Below are 18,079 nucleotides of genomic sequence, written 5' to 3'. Positions count from 1 at the left end.
TCCGTTCGTGTATGTGAACCTCAAGTGCCTGTCTGAACACGCGTGTTGAACGGTGACCATAGGTACGGACCTGACTTCCGTCAAGGCATGAAGAAGGCCCCCCGTGGTCCGGCGAACCGGACCACGGGGGGCCGCAAGGCGGTTGAGAGGGGGAGCCGGTTCCCCACCACCGGCTCCTGCGCCGATCAGCCCTTCTCCGCCACCAAGTGCTTCAGCGCGATGTTCAGCTTGAGGACGTTCACCCGCGGCTCGCCCATGAAGCCGAGGATCCGCCCGTCGGTGTGGTCGTCGACCAGCTTCTCCACCTGCTTGACGTCCAGACCGTTCTTGTCCGCGACGCGGTGGGCCTGGAGGTCGGCGTACTTCGGGGAGATGTGCGGGTCGAGGCCGGAGCCCGAGGAGGTCACGGCCTCCGCCGGGATGTCCGAGGGCTTGACCTTGTAGTCGGCCGTCTGGTTGTCCTTGATGACGGCGTCCCTGGCGGCGAGGACCTGGGCGCACAGGCCCTCCTCGGCCTTGGGGTCGCAGACCTCCTTGCCGTCCTTCTTGCCGCCCTCCTTCATGGAACCGGAGTCGCCGGACAGGTTGGTGGCGCCGGACAGGATCAGCTTGTACTGCGTGTTCACGCTGTTCGCGCCGAGCCCGTTGGACGGCCGGGGCTGGAACCACTTCAGGTCCGGCTCCGGGGTCTCCTGGCCCTTCTTCAGCGGCAGGTCGTAGCGCTGTCCGATCAGCTCGGACCCGACGACCTTGCCGCCGTCCTTGATCTCGGAGCCGTTGGCCTTGTTGTTGAACAGGGCCTGGGCGACGCCCGTCACGGCCAGCGGGTAGATCACGCCACAGATCACCGTGAGCACGAGCAGGGCCCGCAGCCCGGCGCCGAGCAACCGCGCGGTGTTTCCTACGGACTTGTTCATGGCGATCAACCGATTCCGGGGATGAGGGAGATGATGAGGTCGATGATCTTGATGCCGATGAACGGCGCCACCAGACCGCCGAGCCCGTAGATGCCGAGGTTGCGCCGCAGCATCCGGTCCGCGCTCATCGGCCGGTACTGCACGCCCTTCAGGGCCAGCGGCACGAGGGCCACGATGATCAGCGCGTTGAAGATGACGGCCGACAGGATCGCGGACTTGGGGCTGGACAGGTCCATGACGTTGAGCTTGTCCAGGCCCGGGTAGACCACCGCGAACATCGCCGGGATGATCGCGAAGTACTTCGCGACGTCGTTGGCGATCGAGAAGGTCGTCAGGGCACCGCGGGTGATCAGCAACTGCTTGCCGATCTCCACGATCTCGATGAGCTTGGTCGGGTTGGAGTCCAGGTCCACCATGTTCCCGGCCTCCTTGGCGGCCGAGGTGCCGGTGTTCATGGCCACGCCGACGTCGGCCTGCGCGAGCGCCGGGGCGTCGTTGGTGCCGTCGCCCGTCATCGCGACCAGCTTGCCGCCGGCCTGCTCGCGCTTGATGAGCGCCATCTTGTCCTCGGGCGTGGCCTCCGCGAGGAAGTCGTCCACGCCCGCCTCGTCGGCGATCGCCTTGGCCGTCAGCGGGTTGTCACCCGTGATCATGACGGTCTTGATGCCCATGCGGCGCAGCTCGTCGAACCGCTCGCGCATGCCCTCCTTGACGACGTCCTTGAGGTGGATGACGCCGAGCACGCGGGCGCCCTCGGTGTCCTCCAGGGCGACGAGCAGCGGCGTGCCGCCCGCCTGCGAGATCTTGTCGGTCAGCTCCTGCGCCTCGGGCGTGACGGTGCCGCCGCGCTCCTCGACCCAGGCCACGACCGAGCCGGTCGCGCCCTTGCGGACCTTGCGCCCGTCCACGTCCACACCCGACATCCGGGTCTGAGCCGTGAAGGCGATCCACTCGGCGTCCACCAGTTCGCCCTGGTGACGCTCGCGCAGGCCGTACTTCTCCTTGGCGAGGACCACGATGGAGCGGCCCTCGGGCGTCTCGTCGGCCAGCGAGGACAGCTGGGCGGCGTCCGCCACCTCGGCCTCGGTGGTGCCGCGCACCGGCACGAACTCGGCGGCCTGGCGGTTGCCGAGGGTGATGGTGCCGGTCTTGTCGAGCAGCAGCGTCGAGACGTCACCTGCGGCTTCCACCGCGCGGCCGGACATCGCGAGGACGTTGCGCTGGACCAGGCGGTCCATGCCCGCGATGCCGATCGCGGAGAGCAGCGCGCCGATGGTCGTCGGGATCAGGCAGACCAGGAGCGCGGCGAGCACGATCATGGACTGCTCCGCGCCCGCGTACACCGCGAACGGCTGCAGCGTGACGACGGCGAGCAGGAAGACGATGGTCAGCGAGGCGAGCAGGATGTTCAGCGCGATCTCGTTGGGCGTCTTCTGCCGGGCCGCGCCCTCGACGAGATTGATCATCCGGTCGATGAAGGTCTCGCCGGGCTTCGTCGTGATCTTGATGACGACGCGGTCGGAGAGGACCTTCGTACCTCCGGTGACGGCCGAGCGGTCGCCGCCGGACTCACGGATGACCGGAGCCGACTCACCGGTGATCGCCGACTCGTCGACGCTGGCCACGCCCTCGACGACGTCACCGTCGCCGGGGATCACGTCGCCCGCCTCGCAGACGACCAGGTCACCGATCTTGAGCTCGGTGCCGGGCACCTGCTCTTCCTTCTTGCCGGGCCCGCCGTCGGCGGACAGGCGCCGCGCGACGGTGTCCGTCTTGGCCTTGCGCAGGGTGTCGGCCTGGGCCTTGCCGCGGCCCTCGGCCACGGCCTCCGCGAGGTTCGCGAAGATCGTGGTCAGCCACAGCCACGCGGCGATCGCCCAGCCGAACCAGTCGCCCGGGTCCTTGAAGGCAAGGACGGTGGTGAGCACCGAGCCGACGAGGACGACGAACATGACGGGCGACTTGATCATCACCCGCGGGTCGAGCTTCTTGATGGCGTCCGGGAACGACTTCAGCAACTGCTTGGGGTCGAACAGGCCACCGCCGACCTTGCCGTCCTCGGGCTTGTGCCCGGTGGGCACATCCTGGTGCGGCGCCCGGGTGGGAGTGGCTGTGGGCGTGGGAGTCATGGAGCCGGGCTCCTCTTGCTTCCTGGTGTCGGTTGTCATGACGCGAGACCCTCTGCGAGGGGCCCGAGCGCGAGCGCCGGGAAGTACGTCAGACCGGTGATGATCATGATGGTGCCGACCAGCAGGCCCGTGAACAGGGGCTTCTCGGTACGGAGCGTGCCCGCCGTGGCCGGGATCGGCTTCTGCTCGGCCAGCGAACCGGCGAGCGCGAGGACGAACACCATCGGCAGGAACCGGCCGAGCAGCATCGCGAGACCGATCGTGGTGTTGAACCACTGTGTGTCCGCGGTCAGACCGGCGAACGCCGATCCGTTGTTGTTGGCGCCGGAGGTGAAGGCGTACAGGATCTCGGAGAAGCCGTGCGCGCCGCTGTTGAGCATCGAGTCCTTCGGCGTGGACAGGGCCATCGAGGCACCCGTGAAGCCGAGGACGAGCGCGGGCGTGATGAGGATGTAGCAGGCCGCGAGCTTGATCTCACGGGTGCCGATCTTCTTGCCCAGGTACTCCGGCGTACGGCCGACCATGAGACCCGCGATGAAGACCGCGATGATCGCCATGATGAGCATGCCGTAGAGGCCGGAGCCGACACCACCGGGCGCGATCTCGCCGAGCTGCATGCCCAGCATCGTGATCCCGCCGCCGAAGCCGGTGTACGAGGAGTGGAAGGAGTTCACCGCGCCGGTGGAGGTGAGCGTGGTGCTCGTCGCGAAGAGCGAGGAGCCGCCGATGCCGAAGCGGGTCTCCTTGCCCTCCATCGCGCCGCCCGCGAGGTCGAACGCCGGGCCGCCGTGGTGGAACTCGGTCCACATCATCAGCGCGGTGAAGCCGATCCAGATCGTCGCCATCGTGGCGAGGATCGCGTAGCCCTGCTTGACCGAGCCGACCATCTTGCCGAAGGTCCGGGTCAGGGCGAACGGGATGACCAGGATCAGGAAGATCTCGAAGAGGTTCGAGAGGGGGTTCGGGTTCTCGAAGGGGTGGGCGGAGTTGGCGTTGAAGTAACCGCCGCCGTTGGTGCCCAGCTCCTTGATGACCTCCTGCGAGGCGACCGCGCCGCCGTTCCACTGCTGCTCGCCGCCCATGAACTGGCCGACGCCGTGGATGCCGGAGAAGTTCTGGATCGCGCCGCAGGCGACCAGGACGATCGCGCCGATGACGGAGATCGGGATGAGGATGCGGACGACACCGCGGACCAGGTCGGCCCAGAAGTTGCCCAGCTCACCGGTGCGCGAGCGCGCGAAGCCGCGCACCAGCGCCACAGCGACGGCGATGCCGACGGCGGCCGAGACGAAGTTCTGCACCGCGAGGCCACCGGTCTGCACGACGTGGCCCATGGCCTGCTCGCCGTAGTACGACTGCCAGTTGGTGTTCGCCACGAACGAGGCCGCCGTGTTGAACGCCTGGTCCGGGTCGATGGCCTGGAAGCCGAGCGAGCCGGGCAGCGAGCCCTGGAGCCGCTGCAGCAGGTACAGGAACAGCACGCTCATCGCGGAGAAGGCAAGCACGCCGCGGAGATAGGCGGGCCAGCGCATTTCGGTGTTGGGGTTCGCACCGATGCCCTTGTAGATCCACTTCTCGACGCGCAGGTGCTTGTCGGAGGAGTAGACCTTGGCCATGTAGTCGCCGAGGGGACGGTATGCGAGGGCCAGTGCGGCGACGAGCGCGAGCAGCTGGAGCACACCAGCGAGGACGGGACTCATTTGTTGACTCAGAACCTCTCCGGGAACACAAGGGCGAGGACGAGATAGCCCAGCAGGGCGACGGCCACGACGAGGCCGACGATGTTTTCGGCGGTCACAGCTTCGCCACCCCCTTGGCAACGAGTGCCACCAGCGCAAAGACCGCGATAGTGGTGACGACGAAGGCCACGTCGGCCATCGTGTGCTCCTAGATGAGATTCGGAATTACTGACGTGTTGAGGAAACCGCTTCGCTGGCGGGTTTCGATCGCCGTTGACACCTCCCTTACGGGCATTGGCGCCGCATTGACGACTCTCTTACGCCTTCCGTTTCCACCTGGGAAAACACCGATGGGCCGCACCCCCTCATAAGGGAGTGCGGCCCATCGGCCCGCAACTTTTCCGATCAACCAGGACCGCCTGCACGGCGCCCCGCGATCACCCGCCCGCACGCACCGGCGGCCGGATCGTCAGCGTACTTCGGTGATTTCCGGACCGCGCGCGAGCTGGCCCATGCCACCGGAGAACCGGGAGGTCTCCTGGTCCTCCTGCTGGACGCCCTCGGGCACCATCTGCGCGTCGTCCGGCAGCTTCAGGACGATCGGGTCGCGCGGGGCCATCGGACCCTCGCCGCGGACCACGACGGTGTCCCGGAAGATCTGCTCGAGCAGGCCCGCGGCCTGCGGCTGCACGGCCCCCTGCCCGGAGATCACACCGCGCAGGAACCAGCGCGGCCCGTCCACACCGACGAACCTGACGACCTGGAAGCCGCCCGTGCCGTCCGGCAGCTGCACCGGCACCTGTGCGCGCAGCTCCCAGCCGAGCGGACCCTCGACCTCGTCGATGACACCGCCCTGCTGGGTGATGCCCGAGGCGATCTCCTCGCGGACCTCGCCCCAGATGCCCTCGCGCTTGGGGGCGGCGAAGCCCTGCAGCTGCACGGCGCTGTCCTGCAGCACGATGGTGGCCGCGACGATCGCGTCGCCGGCGACCTCCACGCGCAGCTCCATGCCCTCGACCCCCGGCACGAAAAGGCCGCCCAGGTCGACCCGGCCCTCGCCGGGCTCACGGACCTCGGAGACGTCCCAGGGACCGTCGGGGCGCGGCTCCGGCTCCAGCCTCACCCGCTGCGGCTCAGCGCCCTCAGTGTCCTCGGCATCCTCGTTGTCGATGCCGTCGACGACCTGCTCGGCCTCGCTCGCCGCGTCCTCGGCGGCACCGCTCTTCTTGCGACGTCCGAACACGTCACTGTCCTTCCCGGTCGGATACGACCGACGCGTATCGATTCCCACCCGTTTGTTCATCGGCGCTGGCGCCCACGGCGGCATGGCCTCCGGTGGACCCGAATCCCCCCTCGGCCCGCACCGAGCCGGGAAGCTCCGCCACCTCCTGGAAGCGCACCTTCTCGACCTGCTGGACGACCAGTTGGGCAATCCGGTCGAAGCGCTCGAACCGCACGCTCTCGCGCGGGTCGAGATTCACCACGATCACCTTGATCTCCCCACGGTACCCGGCATCAATCGTCCCCGGGGCATTCACCATGGCGACACCGCAGCGTGCGGCGAGGCCCGACCGGGGGTGCACGAAGGCCGCGTACCCCTCGGGCAGCGCGAGGGAAACCCCCGTCGGCAGCACCGCCCGTTCACCGGGCGCCAGTTCGCAGGCCTCGGTCGTCCGCACATCGGCGCCGGCATCGCCGGGCTGCGCGTACGACGGCAGCGGTACGTCGGGGTCGACGCGCCGGATCAGCACGTCCAAAGGGGCAGGGTGGGTCACGGGTTCACCTCGAAGGCGCGGGCGCGCCGGATCTGGTCCGGGTCGTTCATGGCCGCGCGGATCTCCTCCGGGCGGCCGTTTTCGATGAAGTGGTCCACCTTCACCTCGATGAAGAGGGCCTCGGCACGCACGGCGACGGGACCTTCGGGCCCGCCGATCCGGCCGGTGGCGGTCGAATAGATCTTCCGTCCGGCCACGGCCGTCACCTCGGCCTCGAGGAACAGCACCGTGCCGACCGGAACCGGCCGCCGGAAGTCCGTCTCGAGCCGCCCGGTCACGGCGATCACCCGCAGCAGCCAGTTCAGGGAGCCGAGCGTCTCGTCGAGCGCGGTGGCGAGCACGCCGCCGTGCGCGAGCCCCGGCGCCCCCTGGTGCGCCTGGCGCACCGTGAACTCGGCGGTGACGGCGACGCCCTCACCGGCCCGCGCCTCCAGGTGCAGCCCGTGGGCCTGCCCTCCCCCGCACCCGAAACAGTGCTCGTAGTGCGCGCCGATGAGCTCGCCGGGCGCGGGTGCGTCCGGGTGGCGGGCGGGGCGTATGGCGTCCGCCGGGGGTGTCAGAGCTGCTGATGTACCACTCACAGGCGCAGACCTTACCTCCGCGTCAGCGGCCGTCGCGCACCGTGCCAAGCTTGGCTTCATGCAGCCTTACGAAGAACGCCTGACCGCGCCCCGTTCGTGGTGGCTCGTCTCGGTCCTCGTCGGAGTCGCGGCGGGCCTGACGATGCTCCCGTTCGGCACCTTGCCCCTCCTCGGCGGCCTGGTCGGCGGCACGGCCCTGGCGGCGGTCCTCACCAGCGCGTACGGCGCCGTGCGGATCCGTGTCGTGGCGGGCTCCCTGGTCGCGGGGGACGCGAAGATCCCGGTGACGGCGCTGGGGGCGGCCGAGCCCCTGGACGAGGCCGAGGCCCGCGCCTGGCGGACCTACAAGGCGGACCCGCGGGCGTTCATGGTGCTGCGCAGCTACATCCCTACGGCCCTGCGGGTAGAGGTGACGGACCCCGAGGACCCCACTCCGTACGTGTATCTGTCGACGCGGAACCCCGAGGGCCTGGCGGCGGCCCTGAACGCCGTACGCGCGGCGTAGCGCACCGGGCCCCTCGACGGGCCCCTGTCCCCCCGCCGTGGCGGCGTCCGGCCCCGAGCGGCCCTCCTGGGACGCCGCGGGCCAGGACTCTCAGCCCCCGAGCTCCTTGGGCTTGTGCCCGAGCCGCAGCGGGTCGACGGGGGCCTCCAGGGGCGGCAGGCCCTCGAGCGCGTCCCACGGCACCTGAGTCCGGCGCAGGTCCGTCCGCACACGCTCGGCGAGCTTCTTGGTGTCCCTGCGGTTCATCACGGCGCCGACCGCCGCGCCCACCATGAACGGCAGCAGGTTCGGCAGGTTGCGCACCATCCGCTTCATGATCTGCTGGCGCAGTTCCCGCTTCATGTGGCTGCCGAGGGCCGCGTTGATCGACGCGGGCTTGACCACGTCGATGCCGCGCTCCTCGGTCCAGGCGCGCAGATACGCGGCGCTGCGCTCCTTGAGGTTGCCCTCGGGCCGGCGGCCGTAGACCTCGTGCAGCTCCGCGATGAGCTTCAGCTCTATGGCCGCGACGCCGGTGATCTCGGCGGCCAGCTCGGCGGGCATGGCGGGCGGCACGGGCAGCATCGCCGCCGCGCCGACTCCGGCGCCCACCGTGGAGGTCGCGTTCGCCGCCCCGGCGATGAGCTTGTCCGCGAGCTGCTCGGGGCCGAGGCCCGGGAACTGCTTGCGGAGCGTCGCCAGGTCGCGGACCGGGACCCGCGGGGCGTTCTCGATGATCCGGTCGGCGAGATAGCCGATGCCGGCCTTGGCGCTGCGCCCGCCGCGGCGCACGCCGTTCTTCAGTCCGTTCGTGACGGCGGTGAGGCGGCGGCCCTTGCCGCGGGCCCCCTGCTCGTCCGTCTCCGTGCCTTCCCCGTCGAACTCCCTGTCCGCCGCTGCGAGAGCGGCCGTCTCCGGCACTGCCAGGGCGGAACCGCGCACCAGCGCGGGAACCGCCTCGTAAGCCGCCTCAGCGGCGTCCTGTGCCCCTGTGGCGCCGTCGCCGTGCGACGGGGTGCCGGCAGGGTCGAGCGAGGCCTCAGGGCCCCGCTCGGCCTCCGACGCGCGCTCGGGCGCGTCCGCGTCCGCTCCCTGGTCCTGGAAGCGGTGCTTCCTGGGCGGGGTCGAGCCTGTCACGGCCGACCCCGCTTCAGTCGCAGTCGCGGCAGATCGGCTGGCCGTTCTTCTCCCGGGCCAACTGGCTGCGGTGGTGCACCAGGAAGCAGCTCATGCACGTGAACTCGTCCTGCTGCTTGGGGAGCACGCGCACGGCGAGCTCCTCGTTGGACAGGTCCGCGCCGGGCAGCTCCAGGCCTTCCGCGGCCTCGAACTCGTCGACGTCTACCGACGACGTCGACTTGTCGTTCCGCCGGGCCTTCAGCTCCTCGATGCTGTCCTCGTTGACGTCATCGTCGGTCTTGCGTGGGGTGTCGTAGTCCGTTGCCATGTCGCTCTCCCCCTCTGGGTGTCTGCGGTGTCTCAGCGCACGTAACGCGTGAGAGGCCGGACTTGTGCCCGACCTGAGGCGGAGATTTTGCCTCACATCAAGGTCTGTTACTCAATCGACACCCAACCGCACCCCTGAAGAGGTGATCGGTTTGGATGGCGATCGGGACCGTACACGGTCCGAATGTCGCACTTCACGGGCGCCACCCCGAGTACTTCCCGTGATCAAGACCCCCGAAAACCCGGATTTTCCCGGCTTTCCGGCGACTTCGACGGTCACGGAGAGTAGATGGCCGAAAAATCGCTCCTGTGATCGATCACACAGGAATCCTCGGAGATCAGGTCCCGAAAATTCCGCGTAAAGCGAACATCCTGGCGCTTGTGCGGCAGCATCTCAGATCGGCAGGGTGACTCGCATCACGAGCCCACCCCCCTCGCGCGGCTCCGCGATGATACGGCCCCCGTGGGCCCGCGCCACCGACCGGGCGATGGACAGGCCGAGACCGACCCCCTTGTCGCTGCCGGTGCGCTCGGTGCGCAGGCGGCGGAAGGGCTCGAAGAGGCTGTCGATCTCGTACGCGGGCACCACGGGGCCGGTGTTGGTCACCACGAGGACGGCCTGGCCGTGCTGGGCCTCCGTCGTCACCTCGACCCAGCCGCCCTCCCGTCTCCCGCCACCACCCTTGTCCTGAAGGGCTTCGCCCTGCCCCTCTTCACTCTTCACGTTGTAACGCACGGCGTTCTGCACGAGGTTCAGCGCGATGCGCTCCAGGAGCACGCCGTTGCCCTGCACGACCGCCGGGCCCCGCTCGCCGCGGATCTGCACGCCCTTGGCGTCGGCCTCGGACAGCGCCTGGTCGACGGCGCGGTCGGCGACCTCCGCGAGGTCCACGGGCTTGCGCTCCACGATCTGGTTGTCGCTGCGGGCGAGCAGCAGCAGGCCCTCCACGAGCTGCTCGCTGCGCTCGTTGGTGGCGAGCAGCGTCTTGCCGAGCTGCTGCAGCTCCACGGGTGCGCCGGGGTCGGACAGGTGCACTTCGAGGAGGGTGCGGTTGATCGCCAGGGGTGTGCGCAGCTCGTGCGAGGCGTTGCCGACGAAGCGCTGCTGGGCCGTGAAGGCGCGCTGCAGGCGCTCCAGCATCTCGTCGAAGGTGTCCGACAGCTCCTTCAGCTCGTCGTCCGGGCCGTCCAGCTCGATGCGGCGGGACAGGTCCGAGCCCGCCACCGCGCGCGCGGTGCGGGTGATCCGGCCGAGCGGGGACAGCACCCGGCCCGCCATCGCGTAGCCGAAGGCGAAGGCGATGACCGCGAGGCCGAGCAGGGCGAGGAGCGAGCGGCTGAGCAGGTTGTCCAGGGCGACCTGGCGCTGGTGGTCGGTGCAGGCGCTGATCGCGGCGTTGAACTCGGGGATCAGCAGGTTGCCCGAGGAGGCCTGCGGGCAGTTGTCGCTGGTCACCCGGATCTCCCGGCCGCCCACGATCTTGAAAAGCGGTTCGTTGCCGGTGTTCAGGGCCTGCGCGGCGAGGAGGTAGATGATCGAGAGCAGCAGGATGCCCGCGATCAGGAACATCCCGCCGTACAGCAGCGTGAGCCGTATCCGGATGGTCGGGCGCAGCCACGGGAAGGGTGCGTCGATCTTCCTCGGGTCCCAGGTGGGCTTCGGGGGCGCCCCTGGGGGCGCGGGCGTCGCGGCCACCGCGTTCAGATCCGGTAGCCGGAGCCCGGCACCGTCACGATGACGGCGGGCTCGCCGAGCTTGCGGCGCAGGGTCATGACGGTCACCCGGACGACGTTCGTGAACGGGTCCGTGTTCTCGTCCCAGGCCTTCTCCAGGAGCTGCTCCGCGGAGACGACGGCGCCCTCGCTGCGCAGCAGCACCTCGAGGACGGCGAACTCCTTGGGCGCGAGCTGGATCTCCTTGCCGTCGCGGAACACCTCGCGGCGGTTCGGGTCGAGCTTGATGCCGGCGCGCTCCAGGACGGGCGGCAGCGGCACGCTGGTCCGCCGTCCGAGGGCGCGCACCCGGGCGGTGAGCTCGCTGAACGCGAAGGGCTTGGGGAGATAGTCGTCCGCGCCGATCTCCAGGCCCTCGACGCGGTCGCTGACGTCGCCGGACGCGGTGAGCATCAGGACGCGCGTCGGCATGCCGAGCTCGACGATCTTGCGGCAGACGTCGTCGCCGTGGACGACGGGCAGGTCGCGGTCCAGGACGACCACGTCGTAGTCGTTCACGCCGATGCGTTCCAGGGCGGCCGCGCCGTCGTACACGACGTCGACTGCCATGGCCTCCCGGCGCAGTCCGGTGGCCACCGCATCGGCGAGCAGCTGCTCGTCCTCGACGACGAGTACGCGCACGTCGCTTGTCCTTCCTCTGTGCCCGGCGCGCGGACGCGCCTGGGCAGGCCTGTACGTGGAGTGAGGTCTCCATCCTGCCCCTTTCGGCCATAAACCGGCTGTAAGGCGGCCTCGGGCCCCGGGAATACGGGATTTTCTGCTCCGGTTGAGGTTTCCGTCGAAGGGGGCGGGGGGAGGACGGCCTTACACCCGCGATCACGCTTCGTATGTGGCACGCCACGACCTGCTTCACGCAGCGGGCGCCGGACGTGATCGCCCCTTCTCCACGGCACACCCCCGTGCCACCGACCCACGACCCAGCCGAGGGGGCGCAACCATGGACGCATTCACCGCAGGTCTCCTGCAGCGCATAAAGACCACGGAGTCCGACCTCACGCGGGCCCGCGAGACAGGCGACGACTTCCTGGCCGAGGTGGAACTGGCCGAGCTGGAGGATCTGCACCGCCTGGCAGCCGAGCACGGCGTGGAGGTCGCCGCCCCGACCCACTGACCGACGCACGGACCGGGATGTCTCCAGCGTCCGGTCCGGGCCGCACGCGACGAGGCCCCGACACCTTCCAGGAGGTGTCGGGGCCTCGTCGTGCGCTGAGGGCTCCGCCGTGCGCGGGCCGGGTCACGGGGATCCGGGTCCGGCTGCTCCGCCCGCGTCCGGTCCGGGTCAGTCGTGCCAGGCGCCGAGGTCGTCGAGGAGGGCCTGGAGGGGCTCGAAGAGGCCGGGCGGGCCCGCCACCGTCAGCTCGCCCGAGAGGGCCTCTCCGGGGCGGCCGCCGGTCAGAGCGCCCGCCTCCCGGGCGATGAGGTCACCGGCCGCGAAGTCCCAGGGGTTCAGGCCCCGTTCGTAGTACGCGTCCAGGCGTCCCGCCGCCACGTCGCACAGGTCGATGGCCGCCGAACCGGCCCGCCGGATGTCCCGCACGCGCGGCAGCAGGTGCCGGGCGACCTCGGCCTGATGGGCGCGCCGCTCGGCGACGTACCCGAAGCCCGTGCCGATGAGGGCCTGCTCGAACGGGGGCGCCGGGCGGACCCGGGCGGTCCTGTCGCCGACGTACGCGCCCTGTCCGAGGACCGCGCGGAACGTCTCGCCGCGCACAGGCGCGTGGACGACGCCGACCAGGGTCTCGCCGTCCTTGCGGGCGGCGATCGACACCGCCCAGTCCGGGCGGCCGTACAGGTAGTTCACGGTGCCGTCGATGGGGTCGACGACCCACTGGACACCGCTGGTGCCCGCGGAGCTCGCGCCCTCCTCACCGAGCACGCCGTCGTCGGGCCTGCGCTCGGCGAAGAAGTCCGTGATCAGCTTCTCGGAGGCGATGTCCATCTCGGTGACGACGTCGACGGCGCTGCTCTTCGTGGCGGCGACGCCGAGGTCGGCCGGGCGACCGTCACGCAGCAGGTCGCCGGCGCGGGTCGCGGCCTCCAGGGCGACGGCGAGCAGTTCGGCCTTGAGCCGGTCATCGGGGGCGGGGGCGGTCACGGTGCTCCTCGGTGCGGCGTACTAGGCGAACGGGCTGTCGGCGCCCGCGGCGGCGGGCTTGGGGGCGCGGGCCGGGCAGCAGCCCACGGGGCACAGGTCGTGGCTCGCGCCGAGGGCGCCCAAGGCGCAGGGCGTCACAGGGCGCCCGCTCTCGGTGGCGGCGCGCTCCAGGACCAGCTCGCGGACGGCGGCGGTGAACCGCGGGTCGGCGCCGACGGTGGCCGAGCGGCGCACCGGCAGGCCCAGCTCCGCGGCCTTCGCCGTGGCCTCGGTGTCGAGGTCGTACAGGACCTCCATGTGGTCCGACACGAAGCCGATCGGGACCATGACCACGGCCGGGACACCGGCCTCGTGCCGCTCCTGGAGGTGGTCGCAGATGTCGGGCTCGAGCCAGGGGATGTGGGGGGCGCCGCTGCGCGACTGGTAGACGAGCTGCCAGGGGCGGTCGACGCCGGTCTCCGCGCGGACCGCGTCGGCGACCAGGGCCGCCACGTCCAGGTGCTGGCGCACGTACGCGCCGCCGTCGCCGTGGGTCTCGGCGGGGCCGGAGGTGTCGGCCGCGGCGGTGGGGATGGAGTGCGTCGTGAAGGCCAGGTGCGCGCCGTCGCGGACGTCCTCGGGCAGGTCGGCCAGGGACTTCAGGACGCCGTCGATCATGGGGCGCACGAAGCCGGGGTGGTTGAAGTAGTGCCGGAGCTTGTCCACGCGGGGCACGTCGAGGCCCTCGTCCCTGAGGGTGGCGAGGGCGGCCGCGAGGTCTTCGCGGTACTGCCTGCAGCCCGAGTACGACGCGTACGCGCTGGTGGCGAGGACCAGGACGCGGCGGCGGCCGTCCTGCGCCAACTCGCGCAGGGTGTCCGTCAGATACGGCGCCCAGTTGCGGTTGCCCCAGTACACCGGCAGGTCGAGGCCGTGCTCCGCGAAGTCCTTGCGCAGGGCGTCGAGGAGGGTGCGGTTCTGATCGTTGATGGGGCTCACGCCGCCGAACAGGAAGTAGTGCTGCCCCACCTCCTTCAGGCGCTCCTTGGGGATGCCGCGGCCACGCGTCACGTTCTCCAGGAACGGGACGACGTCGTCCGGCCCCTCGGGGCCACCGAACGAGAGCAGCAGCAAGGCGTCGTAGGGAGTGGGATCCAGCGCTTCGGACATGTATTTGATCCTGCCACCCGCCACTGACAGCGGTGAAACCGCCACCCGGCGACCCGGAAAACACGGTGCGCGCACGCCCCGGCGGCCGTAAGCTGTATCGGCCATCTTCACGCCTTACCGGAGTCCGCTGTCCGAGCGCTCCGCCGCCCCCGCGGAGTCCCACGTGCCGAGCCCCTACCGCGCCATATTCGCCGCCCCCGGCTCCAAGGGGTTCTCCGTCGCGGGCTTCCTCGGGCGGATGCCGCTGTCGATGATGGGCATCGGCATCGTGACGATGATCTCCCAGCTCACCGGGCGGTACGGCCTCGCGGGCGCGCTGTCGGCCACCGTCGCGCTGTCCGCCGCGGCGATCGGCCCGCAGATCTCCCGGCTCGTGGACCGGCACGGCCAGCGGCGGGTGCTCCGGCCGGCGACCCTGGTGTCGCTGGTCGCGGTGTCGGGGCTGCTGCTCGCCGCGAAGTTCGAGACGCCGGACTGGACGCTGTTCGTCTGCGCCGCGTTCGTCGGCTGCGTGCCGAGCGTGGGGTCGATGGTCCGCTCCCGCTGGGCGGCGCTGTACCGCGACACCCCGCAGCTGCACACGGCGTACTCCTTCGAGTCCGTCGTGGACGAGGTCTGCTTCATCTTCGGGCCGATCATCTCGATCGGCCTGTCCACGGCCTGGTTCCCCGAGGCCGGTCCGCTGCTCGCGGGCGCCTTCCTCGCCGTCGGTGTCTTCTGGCTCACGGCGCAGCGGGCGACCGAGCCGGTGCCGCATCCGCGCGAACACCACACCGGGGGCTCGGCGTTGCGCTCCGGGGGCCTGCAGGTCCTGGTCGCCACGTTCGTCGCGACCGGGGCGATCTTCGGGGCGGTCGACGTGGTCACGGTGGCCTTCGCCGAGGACGAGGGCCACAAGGGCGCCGCGAGCCTGGTGCTCGCCGTCTACGCGCTCGGCTCGTGCCTGGCGGGCGTCGGCTTCGGTCTGCTGCACTTCAAGGGGGCTCCCGCACGCCGATGGCTGCTGGGTGTCTGCGCCATGGCCGTGAGTATGATCCCGCTTCAACTGGTCGGGAATCTTCCGTTTCTGGCCGCGGCGCTCTTCGTCGCGGGCCTGTCCATCGCGCCGACGATGATCACGACAATGGCCCTCGTCGAACAGCACGTACCCCGCGCGAAGCTGACCGAGGGCATGACCTGGGTCAGCACGGGACTCGCCGTCGGTGTGGCGCTCGGCTCCTCCATGGCCGGCTGGGTGATCGACGCCGCGGGCTCGCGCGCGGGGTACGCGGTCCCGGGGGTGTCCGGGGCGGTCGCGGTGGTGGTGGGATTCCTGGGGTATCGCCGGCTGCAACGGCCGGTTCCGCGACGGGGAGGGACCCATGAGCACGGGAACGGGCAGGGGCACGGGAGCGGGCAGAGGCACGGGAGCGGGAACGGCAGCGATCGGCTCACGAAGGCCGACGACGTGGCGTAACTGGGCGGGCACGGTCGCGTCGCGGCCCGCGCGCGAGGCGACGCCCGCCTCGGTCGACGAGCTCGTCGCCGCGATCCGCGGGGCCCGCGAGGACGGCCTGAGGGTCAAGCCCGTCGGCACCGGCCACTCCTTCACGGCCGCCGCCGCGACCGACGGCCTCCTGGTGCGGCCGGACCTCCTGACCGGCATCAGGAACATCGACCGCGCGGCCGGGACCGTCACCGTGGAGGCGGGCACGCCCCTCAAGCGCCTGAACGCCGCGCTCGCCCGCGAGGGCCTGTCGCTGACGAACATGGGCGACATCATGGAGCAGACGGTGTCCGGCGCCGTCAGCACCGGGACGCACGGCACGGGCCGCGACTCGGCCTCGATCGCCGCCCAGATCACCGCGCTCGAGCTGGTGACCGCCGACGGCCGCGTCCTGACCTGCTCCAAGGACGAGCACCCTGATGTCTTCGCCGCGGCCCGCGTGGGACTCGGCGCGCTCGGCGTCATCAGCGCGATCACGTTCTCCGTAGAGCCCATCTTCTTCCTCATGGCCCGCGAGGAACCTATGACCTTCGACCAGGTCACCGGGGAGTTCGACCGACTCGTCACCGAGAACGAGCACTTCGAGTTCTACTGGTTCCCCCACACGGGCAACTGCAACACCAAGCGCAACAACCGCAGTGTCGGCCCGGCCGCTCCCCCGAACGCGATCAGCGCCTTCGTAGACGACGAACTCCTCTCCAACGGCCTCTTCCAGGTGGCCAATTCGCTCGGCAGGGCCCTGCCCGCCACCATCCCCACCATCGCGAAGCTCTCCAGCAAGGCCCTGTCGGCCCGGACCTACACCGACATCCCGTACAAGGTCTTCACCAGCCCGCGCCGCGTGCGCTTCGTCGAGATGGAGTACGCCGTGCCGCGCGCGGCCCTCGTCGAGACACTGCGCGAACTGAAGTCGATGATCGAGCGGTCACCGCTGCGCGTCAGCTTCCCCGTGGAGGTCCGCACCGCCCCCGCCGACGACATCACGCTCTCGACGGCCTCGGGCCGCGACAGCGCGTACATCGCCGTCCACCTCTACAAGGGCACGCCCATGCGCCGGTACTTCAGCGCCGCCGAGGAGATCTTCACCGCCCACGAGGGACGGCCCCACTGGGGCAAGCTCCACACCCGCGACGCCGCGTACCTGGCCAAGGCCTATCCGCGCTTCGGCGAGTTCACCGCCCTGCGCGACCGGCTCGACCCGGACCGCCTGTTCGCCAACCCCTATCTGCGGCGGGTCCTCGGCGACTGACGCGGCCCGCACGGCGGGTCACTGCTCCGGCGCCTGCTGCTGCTCCTGTACGTCGCCGTTCCCGTTGCCGGTGCCGCCGCCGCTCGACGGGGTCGGCGTGGGCGTCGGAGTCGGCGTGGGGGTGGGAGTGGGCTTCGGGTCGGGCTTCGAGCCGTCGCCCTTGTCCGTGCCGCTGCCGGTGTCGCCGTCGCCCTTGTCCGTGCCGGAGCCGTCCCCGGAGCCGGTGCCCGAGCCGGTGTCGTCACCGGGCGAGGGCTTGCCCGACGGGTCCTTGGACGTGTCGTCGCCCTCCTTCGAGCCGTCGCCCGATCCGGACGTGCCGTCGTCCGACTGCTCTCCGGGGTCGTCGGTGGACGGCGGGTCGTCCTTCGTCGACGAGGAACCGCCGTTGGAGATCGCGTCCCGGATGGTGGTGCTCTTGTCGTCGCCGCTGAAGCTCTTGCCGCTCACCAGCTCGTACGTGGTGATCCCGGCGAGCGAGACCCCGAAGACCAGGGCCGCGGCGACCAACGGCCGCTTCCAGCTGCGCACACGCGTGCGGTGAGTGGTCCCTTCGGAGAAGTCGTCCGAGGGGAACGGGAGGTCGGCCGGGGCGGGGCCACCGACGGGCACGGGTCCGGCGGGTCCTGCGGGGCCGCCGTGGCCGACGGGTCCGGCTTGGCGCAGGACGCGGGTCCGCTGGTCGTCCGGCAGGGACTGGGTGGCTTCCACGGAGCCGAGCAGTTGGGTCCGCTCGGGGTCGGTGCCGGCCACGGGGAGCGCCGTCGTCGGGTCGGCGGGGTCGACGGCCGGGAGCGCCGCGGTGGGGTCGGCCGGGTGGACCGTCGGGAGCGCCGCAGTGGGATCCGCCGGGTGCGCCACAGGGAGCGCCGTCGTCGGGTCGGCGTCCGGGACGGTCCTCCCCCACGTCGTGGTGACCGGGCCGCCGCCCATGTGGGCCCGTGCCTGGAACGTCTCCGGCACCGGAGTGGCCTGCGTCACCGGGACCTGCTGGGCCTTCGGCTTGGCCTGCACCGCGACGTCACGTATCTGCTCGCCCGTACGCGAGAAGAAGTGCTGGAAGACCGTGCCCCCGCAGGTGGCGATGCCACTCACCACACCGGCGCCGAGGATCGTCCCGTAGACACCGAAGGAGGACGCGAGCTTGGCGGCGAGCACGGCCGCCACGGCGCTTCCCGCCACCTGCGGCACACTCAGATCGAACCGCCTCTGCCCCGGCTCGCCCTCCGTCGCTTCCTCCGACTCCCCGCCGGTTTCCGGCTTTTCACGCATCTGCGGACCTTGCCTGCCTTTCTCGACTTCACGCATGACTTACGCATTCACGTATGAGCTACGCGAGGTACATGAGAAAGGGA

Annotated in this window: 18 protein-coding genes; 4 read left to right on the top strand and 14 right to left on the bottom strand. The window is 70.6% G+C overall.

Features of this window, described 5'->3' with window-relative positions; all coding sequences use genetic code 11:
• Nucleotides 1-185: 185 nt before the first annotated feature.
• The 7 genes from AB6L24_RS34970 to AB6L24_RS34940 all read right to left on the bottom strand — a co-directional run bounded on the left by AB6L24_RS34970 (nt 186) and on the right by AB6L24_RS34940 (nt 7,081).
• A complete protein-coding gene (locus AB6L24_RS34970; protein ID WP_405662138.1) occupies nt 186-917 on the bottom strand; it encodes a potassium-transporting ATPase subunit C in 732 nt (243 codons plus the stop codon).
• A 5-nt stretch (nt 918-922) separates the two neighbouring features.
• Entirely contained in the window at nt 923-3,085 is a 2,163-nt protein-coding gene (kdpB, locus tag AB6L24_RS34965) for a potassium-transporting ATPase subunit KdpB (RefSeq protein ID WP_405662136.1), read from the bottom strand.
• Nucleotides 3,082-4,746 carry a potassium-transporting ATPase subunit KdpA gene (kdpA, locus tag AB6L24_RS34960; protein WP_405662134.1) on the bottom strand — a complete coding sequence of 555 codons (1,665 nt, stop codon included), beginning with the start codon at nt 4,744-4,746 and terminating at the stop codon, nt 3,082-3,084. The genes kdpB and kdpA overlap by 4 nt, the downstream gene beginning before the upstream one ends.
• An 8-nt stretch (nt 4,747-4,754) precedes the next feature.
• Nucleotides 4,755-4,844, bottom strand: a complete 90-nt coding sequence (kdpF, locus tag AB6L24_RS34955; protein ID WP_033264828.1) for a K(+)-transporting ATPase subunit F — start codon at nt 4,842-4,844, stop codon at nt 4,755-4,757.
• Nucleotides 4,845-5,194: 350 nt separating this feature from the next.
• Nucleotides 5,195-5,968, bottom strand: coding sequence for a DUF3710 domain-containing protein (locus AB6L24_RS34950; protein ID WP_030357321.1), 774 nt, complete (start codon nt 5,966-5,968; stop codon nt 5,195-5,197).
• Between the two features lies 1 nt (nt 5,969).
• The gene (gene dut / locus AB6L24_RS34945; protein WP_405663540.1) at nt 5,970-6,476 is read right to left on the bottom strand and encodes a dUTP diphosphatase; all 507 of its coding nucleotides are present in this window, start codon (nt 6,474-6,476) and stop codon (nt 5,970-5,972) included.
• A 20-nt stretch (nt 6,477-6,496) separates the two neighbouring features.
• Nucleotides 6,497-7,081 (bottom strand): PaaI family thioesterase, encoded by a 585-nt coding sequence (locus AB6L24_RS34940; protein ID WP_405662132.1) that lies wholly within the window; start codon nt 7,079-7,081, stop codon nt 6,497-6,499.
• A 58-nt stretch (nt 7,082-7,139) separates the two neighbouring features.
• Here AB6L24_RS34940 and AB6L24_RS34935 point away from each other — a divergent pair, with 58 nt between their 5' ends.
• Nucleotides 7,140-7,586 carry a DUF3093 domain-containing protein gene (locus AB6L24_RS34935; protein WP_405662130.1) on the top strand — a complete coding sequence of 149 codons (447 nt, stop codon included), beginning with the start codon at nt 7,140-7,142 and terminating at the stop codon, nt 7,584-7,586.
• A gap of 90 nt (nt 7,587-7,676) precedes the next feature.
• Here AB6L24_RS34935 and AB6L24_RS34930 read toward each other — a convergent pair whose 3' ends face one another.
• The 4 genes from AB6L24_RS34930 to AB6L24_RS34915 all read right to left on the bottom strand — a co-directional run bounded on the left by AB6L24_RS34930 (nt 7,677) and on the right by AB6L24_RS34915 (nt 11,366).
• Nucleotides 7,677-8,702, bottom strand: coding sequence for a hypothetical protein (locus AB6L24_RS34930; protein ID WP_380860336.1), 1,026 nt, complete (start codon nt 8,700-8,702; stop codon nt 7,677-7,679).
• 13 nt (nt 8,703-8,715) lie between these two features.
• Nucleotides 8,716-9,012: a DUF4193 domain-containing protein gene (locus AB6L24_RS34925; RefSeq protein ID WP_030357326.1), complete on the bottom strand. Its 297-nt coding sequence runs from the start codon at nt 9,010-9,012 to the stop codon at nt 8,716-8,718.
• A gap of 393 nt (nt 9,013-9,405) precedes the next feature.
• Entirely contained in the window at nt 9,406-10,707 is a 1,302-nt protein-coding gene (locus AB6L24_RS34920; RefSeq protein ID WP_405662128.1) for a sensor histidine kinase, read from the bottom strand.
• A 5-nt stretch (nt 10,708-10,712) separates the two neighbouring features.
• Complete coding sequence (locus AB6L24_RS34915; RefSeq protein ID WP_016639100.1) at nt 10,713-11,366, bottom strand: response regulator transcription factor; 654 nt, start codon at nt 11,364-11,366, stop codon at nt 10,713-10,715.
• Between the two features lie 316 nt (nt 11,367-11,682).
• Here AB6L24_RS34915 and AB6L24_RS34910 point away from each other — a divergent pair, with 316 nt between their 5' ends.
• Nucleotides 11,683-11,856 carry a hypothetical protein gene (locus tag AB6L24_RS34910; RefSeq protein WP_169786659.1) on the top strand — a complete coding sequence of 58 codons (174 nt, stop codon included), beginning with the start codon at nt 11,683-11,685 and terminating at the stop codon, nt 11,854-11,856.
• Between the two features lie 168 nt (nt 11,857-12,024).
• Here the strand turns inward: AB6L24_RS34910 and AB6L24_RS34905 are convergent, their stop codons facing one another.
• The gene (locus AB6L24_RS34905) at nt 12,025-12,840 is read right to left on the bottom strand and encodes an inositol monophosphatase family protein (RefSeq protein WP_405662125.1); all 816 of its coding nucleotides are present in this window, start codon (nt 12,838-12,840) and stop codon (nt 12,025-12,027) included.
• A 21-nt stretch (nt 12,841-12,861) separates the two neighbouring features.
• Entirely contained in the window at nt 12,862-13,989 is a 1,128-nt protein-coding gene (locus AB6L24_RS34900) for a ferrochelatase (protein ID WP_405662122.1), read from the bottom strand.
• A 163-nt stretch (nt 13,990-14,152) separates the two neighbouring features.
• Between AB6L24_RS34900 and AB6L24_RS34895 the strand changes: the two genes are divergently transcribed.
• Both AB6L24_RS34895 and AB6L24_RS34890 read left to right on the top strand, forming a co-directional pair.
• Nucleotides 14,153-15,445 carry an MFS transporter gene (locus tag AB6L24_RS34895; RefSeq protein WP_405662120.1) on the top strand — a complete coding sequence of 431 codons (1,293 nt, stop codon included), beginning with the start codon at nt 14,153-14,155 and terminating at the stop codon, nt 15,443-15,445.
• A complete protein-coding gene (locus tag AB6L24_RS34890; protein ID WP_405662118.1) occupies nt 15,351-16,724 on the top strand; it encodes a D-arabinono-1,4-lactone oxidase in 1,374 nt (457 codons plus the stop codon). The genes AB6L24_RS34895 and AB6L24_RS34890 overlap by 95 nt, the downstream gene beginning before the upstream one ends.
• A gap of 18 nt (nt 16,725-16,742) precedes the next feature.
• On the opposite strand, the gene AB6L24_RS34885 is transcribed toward AB6L24_RS34890, so the two are convergent.
• Nucleotides 16,743-17,996, bottom strand: a complete 1,254-nt coding sequence (locus tag AB6L24_RS34885; protein WP_405662116.1) for a hypothetical protein — start codon at nt 17,994-17,996, stop codon at nt 16,743-16,745.
• Between the last annotated feature and the right edge of the window lie 83 nt (nt 17,997-18,079).

The sequence above is a fragment of the Streptomyces sp. RK9 genome (assembly GCF_045070545.1).
GTDB classification, from domain to species: domain Bacteria; phylum Actinomycetota; class Actinomycetes; order Streptomycetales; family Streptomycetaceae; genus Streptomyces; species Streptomyces alboflavus.
Note: the sequence above shows the minus strand (reverse complement) of the source record. Positions and strands in the feature narration are given on the sequence as shown.

Bases quoted from the DNA above. Each gene is read 5' to 3' on its own strand.
- AB6L24_RS34935 (WP_405662130.1), top strand. From the start codon at position 7,140: ATGCAGCCTTACGAAGAACGCCTGACCGCGCCCCGTTCGTGGTGGCTC.
- AB6L24_RS34910 (WP_169786659.1), top strand. From the start codon at position 11,683: ATGGACGCATTCACCGCAGGTCTCCTGCAGCGCATAAAGACCACGGAG.
- AB6L24_RS34900 (WP_405662122.1), bottom strand. From the start codon at position 13,989: ATGTCCGAAGCGCTGGATCCCACTCCCTACGACGCCTTGCTGCTGCTC.
- AB6L24_RS34925 (WP_030357326.1), bottom strand. From the start codon at position 9,012: ATGGCAACGGACTACGACACCCCACGCAAGACCGACGATGACGTCAAC.
- kdpB (WP_405662136.1), bottom strand. From the start codon at position 3,085: ATGACAACCGACACCAGGAAGCAAGAGGAGCCCGGCTCCATGACTCCC.
- AB6L24_RS34885 (WP_405662116.1), bottom strand. From the start codon at position 17,996: ATGCGTGAAAAGCCGGAAACCGGCGGGGAGTCGGAGGAAGCGACGGAG.
- AB6L24_RS34970 (WP_405662138.1), bottom strand. From the start codon at position 917: ATGAACAAGTCCGTAGGAAACACCGCGCGGTTGCTCGGCGCCGGGCTG.
- kdpA (WP_405662134.1), bottom strand. From the start codon at position 4,746: ATGAGTCCCGTCCTCGCTGGTGTGCTCCAGCTGCTCGCGCTCGTCGCC.
- AB6L24_RS34890 (WP_405662118.1), top strand. From the start codon at position 15,351: ATGAGCACGGGAACGGGCAGGGGCACGGGAGCGGGCAGAGGCACGGGA.